Below are 13358 nucleotides of genomic sequence, written 5' to 3' on the forward strand. Positions count from 1 at the left end.
GGTCACGGGCCGTCTGCCGTAGTACAGGGCCTACCCGAGCCACGCCCGCGCCGCCACCACCAGCGCGTCGACCCCGGTGGACAGCGTCGGCTCCACGTCCGGCGCGAACTCGGGGGAGTGGTTCATCGCCACGGGCCTGCCGGGCTCGCGGGTGCTGAAGTCGGTGCCGCCCAGGAACCAGAACACGGTCGGCACGCCCGCGGACGTGCCGAACACGCCGACGTCCTCGCTGGCGTTCACGACCGCGCCGGGGATCAGGTTGCCCGTGCCGAAGTGCTCGGCGAACGCGGCCATCGTCCTCGTGGTCGCATCCGGATCGGACACGAGCACCGGAGTGCCGTCGTACCAGTCGAACTCGGGCTCGCGCGGCGCCCCGGACGCGGTGGCCTCGGCGCGCACGATCCGTTCGACCGCGGCACGGACGATGCCGCGGATGTGGTCGCTGAACGTCCGGATGTTGACGCCGATCTCGGCCGTCTCCGGGATGACGTTCTCCTTGGTGCCCGCCTGCAACCGTCCGACCGTGACGACAGCACGTTCCGACGGTGCGATCTCGCGCGAGACGATGCCTTGCAGCCGCACGACGGTGTGCGCGGCCATCAGCACCGGGTCCACCGCGATCTCCGGCGCCGAGCCGTGGCCGCCTCGCCCGAACAACGTGACGCGGACCGAGTCGGAGGCCGCCATCAGCGGGCCGCTGCCGTACGCGATCATCCCGGCGGGCAACGGGCTGACGTGTTGCGCCAGCACGACTTCCGGCTTGCCGAACCGCTCGAACAACCCGTCGGCGACCATGTTCCGGGCGCCGAGGCCCAGTTCCTCGGCCGGCTGGAACACCACGAGCAGCGTGCCGGACCACTCCTCACGCGTCTCCGACAAACGTGCCGCCGCGCCGATCAGGCACGTGGCGTGCATGTCGTGCCCGCACGCGTGCGACACCGGCACGTCCTCGCCGTCCGAATTGGTCGCACGGGCCGTGGACGCGTAAGGCAGCCCCGTCGTCTCCTCCACGGGCAACGCGTCGATGTCCGCACGCAGCATCACGACCGGTCCGTCGCCGTTGCGCAGCACACCCACCACGCCCGTGCCGCCGACCTCGGGCGTGACCTCGTATCCCAACGGGCGCAACGCGTCCGCGAGCACACCGGCAGTGCGGAACTCCTGCAGCGACAGCTCGGGGTGCTGGTGCAGATCGCGGTAGAGCGCGTGCAGGTCGGGCACGGTGTGTCTCCCTCAGCCGGGCTTCGGCAACTCGTCGGCGAGCAGGGTCAGCGAGCGCAGCAACGCCTCGCGGTCGGCCGGGGCCAGCCGGGCGAGCAGGCGTTCCTCACCGCGCTGGATCTCGGTCTGGACCTCGCTGTGGCGGCGGCGGCCCGCCGAGGTGATGGTGACGAGCCGCGCGCGCCGGTCCGCCGGATCGCGGGTGCGCTCCAGCAGTCCGTCGTTCTCCAGTTCGTCCAGCACGCCGATGATGCGGCTCTTGTCCGCGCCGATGAACTCCGCGAGCGCGGCCTGGGTGCGCACCGGCTGGCCTTCGAGCGCGTCGAGCACGACGTAGCCCCACATGCTCAGGCCGTGGGCGCGCAGCACCGGCTGCTCGGCGGCGACCAGCGCTCGTTGCAACGGCGCGATCATCGCCGCGAGGTCACGTCGCCGGCCATCCACGACCAGGATGATACCGACCTTGCGGCAATCATGTGCAGCTGCTTATCGTAAGCACGTGCTTATTAATGACCTGCTGGCTCACCACCGCGAAGTGGTGCTGACCAGCGTCGAGATCGTGTCCCAGGTGTCCCGCGACGACCTGGACAGACGCACTCCGTGTGCCGAGTGGACCCTCGCCGACCTGCTCGCCCACATGACCGCCCAGCACCACGGCTTCGCCGCCGCGGCACGGGGCAGGGGAGGAGATCTCGCGGCCTGGGAGACCGGCCCGGGCGACTACGCCGAGGCGGCGGAGGACGTCCTGGCCGCGTTCGCGGAACCCGAGGTGCCGCAACGGAAGTTCGAGCTGCCGGAGTTCGGTGCGAGCTTCCCCGCGGTCCAGGCCATCGGGTTCCACCTGATCGACTACGTGGTGCACGGCTGGGACGTCGCGCGCTCCCTCGGACTCGGCTACCACCTGGCCGGCGAGATCGCCGAACCCGCGTTGCGGATCGCGCTGGCGGTCCCGGACGGCGACGGCAGGCTGAAGCCCGGTGCGCCGTTCAAGCCCGCGGTGGAGGAGCACGACCCGGACCCGTTGCGCCGGATCCTGGCGACGCTGGGACGGTCGCCCGACTGGGCCTAGCCCGACACGATGAGACGGAACCCGGCGTCCCACTCGTCGAGTTCGAGCAGGTCCCGGTGGGTGTCGTGCCACCGGCCGGTGCGCAGGTCCTCACGCAGCCTGCAGACACCCCGTTCGACGGCGTCCGGAGCGGTCTGGGCGAGGGCGGAGCACGCGCGGCGGACACCGGGGTCGAGGTAGGCGGCCGGGCGCCGCCAGTAGGCCGGGAACACGCCGTCGGTGAAGTCCCACGGCAGCGGCAGGGCGGTGACGCTGTCCGCGCCGAGCTCGTCCGCGATGTCGTCCGCGGACGGCCGGGTGCGTTCCAGCTCCGCGATCTCGGGCACGTACTCGCGGACGAACCAGAACTCGCTGTGCCGCCGCGTGTCGTAGGCCAGGACGACCCGGCGAGGCGCGATCCGGCGGAGTTCAGCGAGCCCCGCCCGCCAGTCCGTCCAGTGGTGGACGGTGAGCACGGCCAGCGCGGCGTCGACGGCGTTGTCGCGCAACGGCAAGGCTTCGGCGACGGCACGCACGGCGGGACTCGCGCCGGGCGGTCGCTGCCGGATCATCTCGCCGGACGGTTCGAGCGCGAGCACCGTCCGCCCGGGCGGTTCGTACGAACCGGTGCCCGCGCCCACGTCGGCGATGGATCGCGCCGTGCCGAGAGCGGCGAGGATCTCCGCCATCCAGCGCGGATCGGTCCGCCGCCCCAGCGAGTACCCGGTGCCGATCTCGTCGTAAAGCTCGGTCACGCCCGCCCCCAGTCGTCCGGCTGTCCCCGACGGTACCGATGTCACCCGGTCGTGCGGGCGGACGAACCGCGCAAACCACCATCAGAAGATCGCGGATGTGCTGAACTTGGCCGCATGGGCACGATCCGCTCCACCGCCGTCCTGGCCGCCATCCTGGCACTCACGGCCTGCACCTCGCCGCCGGAACCGCCGCTGAGCTCACCGGGGCCGGTCCTCGACCCGCAGGCGATCGCCTACGACAACCTCGACTTCAACCTGGCCCGGCCGCCGGTCTTCGACAACACCTGCGAGACGTTGCCGCCGAACCTGCAGAAGCTGATCGGCTCCCCCAAGAAGCCGATCTCGGGCAACGGTGGCAGCTGCTTCACCGACTTCGAGTGGGGCCGGCTGACGATCTCGCTGCTGGGCCCCGGCGCCGGGAGGAAGTCGAACGCGCGGCACTTCGTGGACGTGTGGAACGGCGACCGGGGCGCCGGGCACTACTTCCAGCGCTCCGTCCTGCTCGACCGCTACTACGCGACCACGGTGATCAGCGGCGAGGTGAACGAGAGCTGCACGGTCACCGTCGACACCGGGTCCGAGCTGCCGTTCGAGGTGCAGGCGTCGATGGACTTCGAGGAGAGCATCGCGTTGCAGGCCCAGGACGTCGACCAGCCGATCGACCGGGCCATGCGCGAGTTCTGCCCTCCGGCGCGCGAGGTGGCGGAGAAGGTGCTGCCGCTGATCGACGAGAGCGGCGGCAGCCGGGCCCGCTAACCGGCGTCGCGCCGCTGCAGCCGGAAGAGCGAGAAGGCGAGCAGCGACAGCCAGAGGATCAGCGAGCAGATCGTCTGCGCCCACCCCGTGCCGAGGCCCGCCAGGTGCCAGGCGGCCTCAAGCGGGTAGATCAGGCCGAAGACCTCCGGCAGGGCCAGCCTGGCGAGCATCAGGATCGGCACCACGATGAAGAACACCGTCAACGCGCCGCCCGTGTTCGCGACCAGCAGCGAGACGATCAACGCGGTGAGCAGCACGAGGGCCGTGGCCAGCATGGTCACGCCGAGCACCCAGCCCAGGCGCAGGCCGAGCAGGTAGTTGTGGTTGTTCCCGTTCGCCGCGGTCTTGATGAGCAACGGGAACAGCACGAACGTGAACAGCGAGCACCCGAGCCACACCGTCGCGAGCACCGTGCCCTGAGCCAGGAAGTAGCGCATGCGGGAGGGCTGCACCAGCAACGTCGGCTGCACGCTCTTGTACTGCCACTCACCCGCGACCAGCTTGATCACAGTCGCGAACACGAGCAGCAGGCCGAGCTGGACCACGATCAGCAGCGGCCCGATCTGCTTGCCCGCGCTCGCGAGGTTCGTCTGCGGGAGCGTGAACAGCACCATCAGGCCGACCAGGAAGACCGGGGCGAAGGCCAGCACGAGCTTGTCCGAGCGGGTGCCGACGAGCTTGCGCAGCTCGACCGCGACCAGCCGCCAGAACGGGGAGCGCTCGGCGGCCCGTGCCGCCCAGGGACCACCGGCCGCGGGCGGTGCGGTCATCGGCGGGGCGACGTGGCCGGGGATCATGCCCTGCCTCCACTCGTGAGACGGAAGAACAGGTCCTCGAGGCTCATCTGCTCCTCGCGCAAGCCCAGCAACGGGATGCCCGCGGCGAACGTGACGTCCGAGACCCGTTCGACCGGCGCGTGGGCGGCGATGTACCCGTCCGGCGCCGGCTGGATCGCGACGCCGCCCTGCTGCAGCGCGGCGGCGAGGCGGTTCATGTCCTTGGCGCGCACCAGCGAACGTGACGACGTGGTCAGGCTCGCCAGCGGGCCGTCGGCGACGATGCGGCCGTTGCCGATCACCAGTACGCGGTCGGCGGTCTGGTCCACTTCGGACAGCACGTGGCTGGACAGCAGCACGGTGCCGCCCCGGGAGGCGTGGCCCCGCAACAGGGTGCGCACCGCGCGAATGCCCTCGGGGTCGAGCCCGTTGATGGGTTCGTCGAGCACGAGCAGCGGCGGGTTGGTGAGCAGGGCGTGGGCGATGCCCAGGCGCTGGCGCATGCCGAGGCTGTACTTGCCGATCTTGCGGGTGGCCGCGTCGGCGAGGCCCAGCATCTCGAGCACCTCGTCCGCCCTGCGGCTGGGCACCCCGGCCAGCGTGGCGGCCATGCGCAGGTGCCCGCGCCCACTGCGTCCCGGGTGGACTGCGGCGGCGTCGAGCAGCACCCCGGCCACGTGAGCCGGGTTCGGCCACGCGGTGAACGGGCGGCCCGCCACCGTCGCCTGACCCCGGTCGGGTCTGGTGAGTCCGGTGATCATCCGTAGGGTCGTCGACTTGCCGGCCCCGTTGGGCCCGAGGAAGGCCGTCACGGTGCCCGGTTGGAGCTCGAAGCCCACCTGATCAACGACCGTCCGACCCTCGTAGGCCTTGGTCAGCCCCCACGCCGTGAGCATCGGGCCACCGTAGCGCCAGTCACTCTCCGTCGCGGGCTGATTCGGCCAGTTACGACGCTTGGGGTGAACCGTTGTGATCTGGAGCACTGCCCCGTTCGGGGCTCGGAAAGCCCCGAACGGGTCTGGTGCCAATCTGGTGCGCGGTTCGTTTCGAACACCACGTGTGAAGGCAACACGATCCGTCCTCATCGGCCTGGTGTCGGTCGCTGCGGCGCTGGCGGCGGGACACCTCGTCGCGGGCCTCGTGAGTCCGCTGGCGTCGCCGTTCCTCGCGGTCGGCAACACCGCGATCGACCTGACGCCCCATCCGGTCAAGGACTTCGCCATCCGCACGTTCGGCGAGAACGACAAGCTGGTGCTGCTCGGCGGCATGGCGGTCGTGCTCGCGGTGCTCGGGGTGGTGGCGGGTCTGCTGTCGCGCCGCAGCCCGTGGCCCGGCACAGCGCTCGCCGGCGCGCTCGGCCTGCTCGGGGTGGCCGCGGTGCTGGCCAGGCCCACCACGACGGGGTGGGCCGTGATCGCCCCGTTGGTCAGTCTCGTGGTCGGCGTCCTGGCGTTCCGCTGGCTGTGGTCCCAGGCGCCCGCCGAGGTGCCGGGGCGGCGGAAGTTCCTGCTGTCGACCGCGGCGATCGCGGTCGGCGCCGGAGTCGCGGCCGTGGGCGGTCAGTTCCTCGCCGGCCGCGTGGACGTCGAGGCCTCGCGGCGTGGCATCACGTTGCGGCCCAGGGAGAAGGCACCGGAGATCCCGTTCGACGCCGACTTCGCCCGCGAGGGCACGCCGTCGTTCATCACGCCGAACGAGAAGTTCTACCGGGTCGACACCGCCCTCTCCATCCCTCGCCTGCGCGCGGAGGACTGGCGCCTGCGGGTGCACGGCATGGTGGACAACGAGATGGTGCTGACCTACGACGACCTGCTGAGGCGTCCGTTGGTGGAGAAGACCATCACGCTGGTGTGCGTGTCGAACGAGGTCGGCGGCCCGTACATCTCCACGTCGAACTTCATCGGCGTCTCGCTGCCGGACCTGTTGCGGGACGCGGGTGTGCGTCCCGGCGCCGACCAGCTCGCGACCAGGAGCGTGGACGGCTGGACGTGCGGCACGCCGGTCGAGTCGATCATGGCTCCCGGCTCGAACGCCATGCTGGCCATCGGGATGAACGGTGAGCCGTTGCCGTTGGAGCGAGGTTTCCCGGTCCGCATGGTCGTTCCCGGCCTGTACGGCTACGTCTCCGCGACGAAGTGGCTGGTGGACGCGGAACTCACGACCTTCGACACGTTCGACCCGTACTGGGCGCAGCGCGGCTGGGGCAAGAAGGCCCCGGTCAAGGTGATGTCCAGGGTGGACCGGCCGAAGTCGTTCGAACGGGTGCCGGCGGGGAAGTTCGTCGCGGCGGGCATCGCGTGGGCCCAGCACACCGGCATCGACCGCGTCGAGGTCCGCGTCGACGGCGGGCCGTGGCAGGAGACGACGCTGAGCACCGAGGTCAACGTCGACACCTGGCGCATGTGGCGCATCGAGCTGGACCTCAAGGAGGGCAACCACACCGTGGAGTGCCGTGCCACCGACCGCAAGGGGTACACGCAGACCAACGAGCGCGCCGCCCCCATCCCGGACGGCGCCACCGGCTGGCACTCGATGGTCTTCACCTCGGTCGCCGGCTGATCGATCCGGCCCCGCGGCGACGCGGGGCCGGTATCGCTGTCTAGACGCGCGCTCGCAGGACCTCGAGGGCCTCGTCGGCGTGGACGGTGAACTTCAGCTCGCTCTTGACCACGGCGAGGACCTCGCGGTTCGTGTCGATGACGAAGGTGTGCCGCTTCGCGTGCAGTGGGCTGAAGCGCCGCCAGACGCCGAACTGCTTCGCGACCACACCGTCCACATCGGACAGCAGTGGGTAGTCGAAGCCGTGGGTGGCCGAGAACGTGCGTTGCTTGCTCACACCGTCGGGACTGATCCCGACCCGGTGCGCGCCCACCTCCTCGAACTCCGCTGCCAGATCGCGGAAGTGGCAGCTCTCGGCGGTGCAGCCGCCCGTCATCGCGGCCGGGTAGAAGAACAGCACGACCGGGCCGGAGGCCAGGAAGCCGGACAGCGTGCGGGCTTCGCCGTTGTCGTCGGGCAGGGTGAAGTCGGGGGCGGTGTCTCCTTGTTCCATGACAGGTGTTCGAGTCTGTGAGCGGCACGGATTGCGCGTTCCCCCGATCGTCCACTGTGGACGGTCGACCGACTGTGGAGCGTTTCCGCTGGTCACGTGCGATGTGTGGATTCTTTGGTAACAGGTCGATAACCGCACCCATCCGACTCCTCGGGGGCGGCGAATCACGAGTAGCAACTTCCCCGAACACTCCTTGGAGATGTCTCGTCATGAACAAGACCGTCCGCAACACCGTCCTGGCCCTCGGCGCCGCCTCGCTCGCCCTGTTCGGCGCGGCGTGCGGTTCGGGCGACATGGCCAGCACCGGCACCTCGTCGAGCGCCGCCCCGACCTCGACCGCGACCTCTTCCGCCGCGATGGCGGACCCGGCCGCGAACCTCGTCGGCCCCGGTTGTGCCGACTACGCCAAGCAGGTCCCGTCCGGTGCCGGTTCCGTCAGCGGCATGGCCGCTGACCCGGTCGCCGTTGCCGCGAGCAACAACCCGCTGCTCACGACGCTGGTCAGTGCCGTGTCGGGCAAGCTGAACCCGAAGGTCAACCTGGTCTCGACGCTCAACGGCGCCGAGTTCACCGTCTTCGCGCCGGTCGACTCCGCGTTCGCCAAGATCGACGCCGCGACGATCGAGACGCTCAAGACCGACGACGCGCTGCTGACCAAGATCCTGACCTACCACGTCGTCCCCGGCCAGATCACGCCCGACAAGATCGCCGGTGACCAGAAGACCGTCCAGACCGGCACCGTCAAGGTCACCGGCTCGGGCAACGCGATCAAGGTCAACGACGCCAACGTGATTTGCGGTGGCGTGAAGACCGCGAACGCGACCGTCTACCTCATCGACTCGGTCCTGATGCCCGCCTGACATCTCCAGGGCAGCAGTACCGCGACTCCGGGAACCGCGCTGTGCAGGCGGTTCCCGGAGTTTTCACGTCTGCCGGTCGTCTGATTGTCGCAAGTGGATGGTCATGGTCCCGTCGTTCTCGAAGATCGCGTGGTTCTCGGCTTCGCGGATGATGACCACGATCACCGTGTCGGGGTTGAGCGGGCGCACCGCTCTCGTGATCAGGAACGCGTTGAGGTCGTCCGGGACCGCGACGATGACCCGATCGGCGGCGTCGACGGCGGCTTCGTCGAGTGCGCATCTGTCCCGCCCGTCGCCGACGACCGCGGCGGCGCCGTTGGCCGTCGCCTCGGCGACAGCGAGGTAGTCGGTGTCGAGCACGGTCAGTCGCGCGTCCGGCTGCGTGGCCAGCACCGAGTTCACGGCGCAGCGCCCGGCATCGCCATATCCGACGACGAGAATGTGATCGGTCACGCTCTGGATTCGACGCGCGGCGCGAACCGGATTGCGTCCGGTTCAGCGAAGAACGACGGTGAGGACCGGAGCACTCGTCGGGCCCGGTGATCCACCGGCAGGCTCGACGGTGAGGATCGCTTCGCCGACGCCCTCGATCCCGTGCACGAGCAACGACGTCACCTCGTTCGCTGGACGCACTGTTCCCGCTGGTCGCGGGCCGTGCTCGTCCACCAGCCACAGCTGGTAGACCTGGTCGCGCGGCAACGTCCGCAGCCCGCCTGCCAGGAGCAGCATCTCGTCGCGGCCGGGGGACATCGCCGCGCTGCCCGCCGGATCCTCTCCCGTGACGAGCCGCAGGTCCGGCGCCGCCAGCAGATCACCGATCAGGGTGCGCGGGGAGGCGGTCACAGGAGTGATCGTCGACGTCGTCAGCGCGCTGTGCGCGCCGGCCACCGCCGCGGCGATCACGCAGGCGGCCGCGACGAGAGCCGCCGCACGCCGGAAGCCCTGGCGTCGTGAGAGATCCGTCGTGATCTCCGAGGTCGGCGGCGCCTGCCGCACCTGCCGGGCCGCGTCCAGGACCCGTGGCCGCAACGCGAGCGGGAACACGCGGTCGACGGCGGCACCGAGCCGGGCCGCGGTCTCCCGCAGGCCGATCAGCTCGTCCGCGCAGTGGCGGCACCTGTCCAGATGCGTCTCGAACGCGTCCCGCTCGGCGTCGGGCAGCGCGCCGAGTGCGTGTGCACCGGTCAGCAGGTGCGGGTTGATCGCACGCATCGGTCCCGGTTTCACGTGGTGACTTCGAAGCCGTCCGATGAACGGATTGCCCCAGGTGATCGCGTTCTTGCCGGACGAACGCCGAAAGGCCACCCCGGAGCGCGGTCGGGGTGGCCTTTCGCGAGCGGTGGGTCAGAGGCTCAGGTCGAGGTCGTTCAGCACGCCGCCGACGTTGACGTCGCCCAGTTCGCCGGAGATGTCGCCGATCTTGCCGATGTCACCGACGTGGCCGACGCCGGTCAGGTCGCCGACGTTGCCCACGTGGGACACGACGTCGCCGACGTTGCCGACCTCGTGCAGCGACAGGTCGTTGCCCGTCACGTTGCCGATGGCGGAGGTGACGTCGCCGCTGAGCACGTCGTTCACGCCCAGGTCGCCGGTGTGCAGGGTGCTGGTGACGTCGCCGACGACGTCCGTGACGTGCGTGGTGTCGAGCACGTCGGTGCCGTTGCCGAAGGTGTCGGTCACCCCGAGGTCGGTGACGGTCTCGGTGACGTCGGTGATCTCGGTCTTCCCGACGACGTCCAGCGCGCTGGACGGGTCGCTGAGCACGTCGAAGCCGGTGGTGACGCCGTGCACGGCGGCGGTGAGGCCCGAGACCGCGCCGAGGACCGTGTTGTCGTCGACCTGCGTGCCGACGGTGTTCTGCAGCGTGCTCATCAGGTCGAGCTGCTGGTCGAGGTCCAGGCCGGAGATCGTCGAGCCGAAGTCGCCGAGCGAGGTGACCGGCGCGAAGTCGAGCACGAGCGGCAGCAGCTCCTGGATGTCCGCCGGGTGCACGTCACCGAGACCGGCCGCGTCGAGCGAGCCCTGCGGGTCGAGCTGGAAGGCCGACCGGGCGTCCGGGTCGCTGAGCAGGTTGAGGGTGAAGTCGTGCAGCGTCTGCGGCAGGGTCACGTCGAACTCCAGGGTGCGTCGTTGTGCTTGTGCGACTCAAAGCTACGAAGAACAGGCTGATCACCACATCGGGTGACATGCCTGGTCCTGTCCGCCGGGGACTGATCGGGGATCGGCACCACCGCGCGTAGGGGAATAGGGGTGTCTCCCGATCTTCGGGCCGTGACCAAACCTGAACGGGTGATGTACCGAAGTACTGAGGTGGAGGTCGGCCACCAGGAGGTTCACGCGCTCATGTCCCCGCTGTCGGACACGCCCTTGCTGCTCGACACTGGGACCGCCCGGACGCTCGAACGCGCACGTGGCGCGGACCACGTCGTGCTGGTGGGCCCGGCCGGGTGCGGCAAGACCACGTTGCTGCGGACCTTCGGGCAGTCGATCGTCGTCGACGACGGGCACGCGCTCGGGGACGACGAGGTAGGCCGCCTGCTGGCCGAGGTGAGCGCCGGAGGCCGGCTCGCGCTCGCTCATCGGCCGTGGCCGGACAACCGCGCGCTGAGCCGGTTGATCAGCGAACTGCCCGGTGCCGTGGTCCGGGTGCGTCTGCGGCCACTGACGCGCGCCCATGTCCGTTCCCTCGCCGCGCACCTCCTGGACGCCGAGGTGAGCGAGGAGTTCGCGGACCGCCTGCACGAGCGAACCGGTGGCACGCCGGCGTTCGTGCTCGACGAACTGTCACCGGAGCCGCGCAGCGCGTTCGCCCGCCACTTCGACGGCCTGTCCGTCGCCGCGAGCGACCTGCTGCTGGCCCGCGCCCTCGGTGCCCCCTTCGACGTGAACCTGCTCGCGACGGTGCTCGCCCTGGACCTGCCCGCGGTGTCGGAGTCCATCGAGGCCCTCAGGTCGGCGGGCCTGCTCCAGATCGACGGAGCCCCACTACCCGTCGCCGCCGACGCGATCGAGGTGCTGGCACCCGCCGAACAACGCGCGGACCTGCTGCGCAAACTCGCTCTCACCCAGGCCGCACGCGCACGACCGGTGCACGGCTACGCCCGGCCACTGCTGGACCTCGGCGTGGTGGATCCCGGACTCGCGGACGTGTTCACCGCCGCGGGCCACGAGGTGATCGACGACGATCCGGCCCTGGCGGCCAGGCTCTTCACCGCCGCCGGCGCACCCGCGCTCCTGGCACGGGCCCGCGCTCTCAGCGGTGACCTCGACGGCGCGGTGGAGGTGGTGGACCTCGAACACGCCGACGCGGACGCGTTGCTGGTCGCCGCCACCGTGCTGACGCTGCGCGGACAGGTGGGCCGAGGCGGCGAACTGCTCCAGCGCTCGGACAACGTCCTCGCCCTGGGCTACGCCGTGACCGGCCTGCTCGGCGCCGGTCGACTGGAGCAGGCCCGCACCCTCCAGTTCGGCACGCGGTCGCAACCGGCCAGGTCCCTGACCGACACCCTCGGCCACCGTCTGGCGGACGTGGTGCTCGAGACCGTCACCGGACCCCCGATGGCTGCTGTCGCCGCCGCGGTGGCCACGGCAGGGGTGAACCAGGCCGGTTCCAGGGCCTCGGTGCAGCCGGACAGCCCCACCGCGCTCGCCGCGCTGATCTGCGTCCACGCGGGTGAGTTGACGGTCGCGAAGTCGTTGCTCACCAAGGCCGTCCAGGGCGACGACGGCAGAGGAGTGCACGCGGACAGGCACCGACTGCTGCTCGCCTGCGTAGAACTCTTCGGAGGCGATGTCGAAGCAGCACAACACCCGGCTTCTCTTGGAGAACCCCGGGAAGCGTTGTTCGCCGCGGCGTTGGAGCTGGGCATCACCCGCCGCGCCGGTGACCTCCGCGCCCTGCGATCGGCATGGGAACCGGCCCAGCAGGCGCTCGTCGTGCACCCCGTCGATCTGTACACCCTGATCCCGTTGACCGAGATCGCCGTCGCCGCAGCGAGAATCGGCCAGTTCCACCGAGTCGAGACACACCTGGCCGAGGCGTGGACGCTGCTGGCCAACCTGGGCGACCCTCCACTGTGGTCAGCGCTCCCGCGCTGGAACGCCTTCCACGCCGCGCTCCTCCTCGGCGACCACCAGGCAACCCAGGAACACCTCGCGGCACTGGACGACGCCGCAGACGCACTCCCGTTCGCCAGAGCACTCGCCACCGCCGCACACTGCTGGAACCAGGCGGCCCGAGGCGACGTCGACCACGCGCGAGTCGAGTCGGCGGCCCAGGAACTGCACGCCCACGGCATGGGCGCGGACGCGGCACGACTGGCAGGGCACGCGGCCATGCACACCACGGACCGCAAGGCGATGACCCAGTTGCTCGACATCGCCCGCCAGTTCCACGGCACTCACAGCGGCCAGGCCAACGGCGGCGCGGAAGTGCTGAGCGACCGCGAGCAGGAAGTGGCCGCACTGGTGCGTGACGGCCTCACCTACCGCGAGGTCGGGGACGCCCTGTTCATCTCGGCCAAGACCGTCGAACACCACGTCACCCGCATCAGGAACAAACTCGGCGCGAAGAACCGCCGCGAACTCGAACGCGCGCTGGAGGACGTCGACCTGACGTCCGCGAGGTAGTCACACCATCAGGTGCATCCGGCCCTGACACCGATCCGAGCTGGACACGGCCTACGGATACAAGGTGCGCGGATCCGCCAGATGCGGTTCAGCCGGCTCGGGACGGCGCCACGCACGTCCCTGTGCGTCCGCAGGCACGAACCCGGACGCACAGGGACGCGGCGCCCAGGACCGGGAAACGGCAGTCCTCACCAGCGCCGATGGAGTCGGAGCGTGCGGGCGGCCGCGCTCGCTCTCGAAAGTCGGTAACAATTCGGTTGA

The 13358-nt window shown here is 70.3% G+C and carries 14 protein-coding genes; 5 read left to right on the forward strand and 9 right to left on the reverse strand.

All coding sequences use genetic code 11. The annotated features are described in order from the left end of the window. Positions 1-30: 30 nt before the first annotated feature. Complete coding sequence (locus PV646_RS36380) at positions 31-1221, reverse strand: amidohydrolase (RefSeq protein ID WP_500346844.1); 1191 nt, start codon at positions 1219-1221, stop codon at positions 31-33. Between the two features lie 12 nt (positions 1222-1233). After that, the gene (locus PV646_RS36385) at positions 1234-1665 is read right to left on the reverse strand and encodes a MarR family winged helix-turn-helix transcriptional regulator (RefSeq protein WP_500346845.1); all 432 of its coding nucleotides are present in this window, start codon (positions 1663-1665) and stop codon (positions 1234-1236) included. Positions 1666-1720: 55 nt separating this feature from the next. On the opposite strand from PV646_RS36385, the gene PV646_RS36390 reads away from it, so the two are divergent. Then, complete coding sequence (locus PV646_RS36390; RefSeq protein WP_500346846.1) at positions 1721-2290, forward strand: TIGR03086 family metal-binding protein; 570 nt, start codon at positions 1721-1723, stop codon at positions 2288-2290. Here the strand turns inward: PV646_RS36390 and PV646_RS36395 are convergent. Then, positions 2287-3024, reverse strand: coding sequence for a class I SAM-dependent methyltransferase (locus tag PV646_RS36395; protein WP_500346847.1), 738 nt, complete (start codon positions 3022-3024; stop codon positions 2287-2289). The genes PV646_RS36390 and PV646_RS36395 overlap by 4 nt on opposite strands. Before the next feature lie 114 nt (positions 3025-3138). On the opposite strand from PV646_RS36395, the gene PV646_RS36400 reads away from it, so the two are divergent. Further along, positions 3139-3780 (forward strand): hypothetical protein, encoded by a 642-nt coding sequence (locus PV646_RS36400; protein WP_500346848.1) that lies wholly within the window; start codon positions 3139-3141, stop codon positions 3778-3780. Here the strand turns inward: PV646_RS36400 and PV646_RS36405 are convergent. Further along, positions 3777-4577: a hypothetical protein gene (locus PV646_RS36405; protein ID WP_500346849.1), complete on the reverse strand. Its 801-nt coding sequence runs from the start codon at positions 4575-4577 to the stop codon at positions 3777-3779. The two genes, PV646_RS36400 and PV646_RS36405, sit on opposite strands and share 4 nt — an antisense overlap. Continuing rightward, positions 4574-5452, reverse strand: a complete 879-nt coding sequence (locus PV646_RS36410; RefSeq protein ID WP_500346850.1) for an ATP-binding cassette domain-containing protein — start codon at positions 5450-5452, stop codon at positions 4574-4576. The genes PV646_RS36405 and PV646_RS36410 overlap by 4 nt, the downstream gene beginning before the upstream one ends. Before the next feature lie 163 nt (positions 5453-5615). On the opposite strand from PV646_RS36410, the gene PV646_RS36415 reads away from it, so the two are divergent. Next, positions 5616-7115, forward strand: coding sequence for a molybdopterin-dependent oxidoreductase (locus PV646_RS36415; protein ID WP_500346851.1), 1500 nt, complete (start codon positions 5616-5618; stop codon positions 7113-7115). A 40-nt stretch (positions 7116-7155) separates the two neighbouring features. On the opposite strand, the gene PV646_RS36420 is transcribed toward PV646_RS36415, so the two are convergent. Next, entirely contained in the window at positions 7156-7608 is a 453-nt protein-coding gene (locus PV646_RS36420; RefSeq protein WP_500346852.1) for a peroxiredoxin, read from the reverse strand. 209 nt (positions 7609-7817) lie between these two features. Between PV646_RS36420 and PV646_RS36425 the strand changes: the two genes are divergently transcribed. Next, complete coding sequence (locus PV646_RS36425) at positions 7818-8468, forward strand: fasciclin domain-containing protein (protein ID WP_500346853.1); 651 nt, start codon at positions 7818-7820, stop codon at positions 8466-8468. Positions 8469-8531: 63 nt separating this feature from the next. On the opposite strand, the gene PV646_RS36430 is transcribed toward PV646_RS36425, so the two are convergent. The 3 genes from PV646_RS36430 to PV646_RS36440 form a co-directional block, all read right to left on the reverse strand. After that, positions 8532-8921 (reverse strand): NAD-binding protein, encoded by a 390-nt coding sequence (locus tag PV646_RS36430; protein ID WP_500346854.1) that lies wholly within the window; start codon positions 8919-8921, stop codon positions 8532-8534. 42 nt (positions 8922-8963) lie between these two features. Beyond that, positions 8964-9680, reverse strand: coding sequence for an anti-sigma factor (locus PV646_RS36435; protein ID WP_500346855.1), 717 nt, complete (start codon positions 9678-9680; stop codon positions 8964-8966). A gap of 132 nt (positions 9681-9812) precedes the next feature. After that, positions 9813-10577 (reverse strand): IniB N-terminal domain-containing protein, encoded by a 765-nt coding sequence (locus PV646_RS36440; protein WP_500346856.1) that lies wholly within the window; start codon positions 10575-10577, stop codon positions 9813-9815. A gap of 162 nt (positions 10578-10739) precedes the next feature. Here PV646_RS36440 and PV646_RS36445 point away from each other — a divergent pair, with 162 nt between their 5' ends. Next, positions 10740-13097: a LuxR C-terminal-related transcriptional regulator gene (locus PV646_RS36445; protein WP_500346857.1), complete on the forward strand. Its 2358-nt coding sequence runs from the start codon at positions 10740-10742 to the stop codon at positions 13095-13097. Positions 13098-13358 lie beyond the last annotated feature (261 nt).

The sequence above is a fragment of the Streptomyces sp. ID05-26A genome, from assembly GCF_033794685.1.
Lineage (GTDB): Bacteria > Actinomycetota > Actinomycetes > Mycobacteriales > Pseudonocardiaceae > Lentzea.

What these genes read in the sequence shown, in the direction of transcription:
- PV646_RS36400 (WP_500346848.1), top strand. Translation starts at nt 3,139, where the DNA reads ATGGGCACGATCCGCTCCACCGCCGTCCTGGCCGCCATCCTGGCACTC.
- PV646_RS36405 (WP_500346849.1), bottom strand. Translation starts at nt 4,577, where the DNA reads ATGATCCCCGGCCACGTCGCCCCGCCGATGACCGCACCGCCCGCGGCC.
- PV646_RS36410 (WP_500346850.1), bottom strand. Translation starts at nt 5,452, where the DNA reads ATGCTCACGGCGTGGGGGCTGACCAAGGCCTACGAGGGTCGGACGGTC.
- PV646_RS36420 (WP_500346852.1), bottom strand. Translation starts at nt 7,608, where the DNA reads ATGGAACAAGGAGACACCGCCCCCGACTTCACCCTGCCCGACGACAAC.
- PV646_RS36425 (WP_500346853.1), top strand. Translation starts at nt 7,818, where the DNA reads ATGAACAAGACCGTCCGCAACACCGTCCTGGCCCTCGGCGCCGCCTCG.
- PV646_RS36435 (WP_500346855.1), bottom strand. Translation starts at nt 9,680, where the DNA reads ATGCGTGCGATCAACCCGCACCTGCTGACCGGTGCACACGCACTCGGC.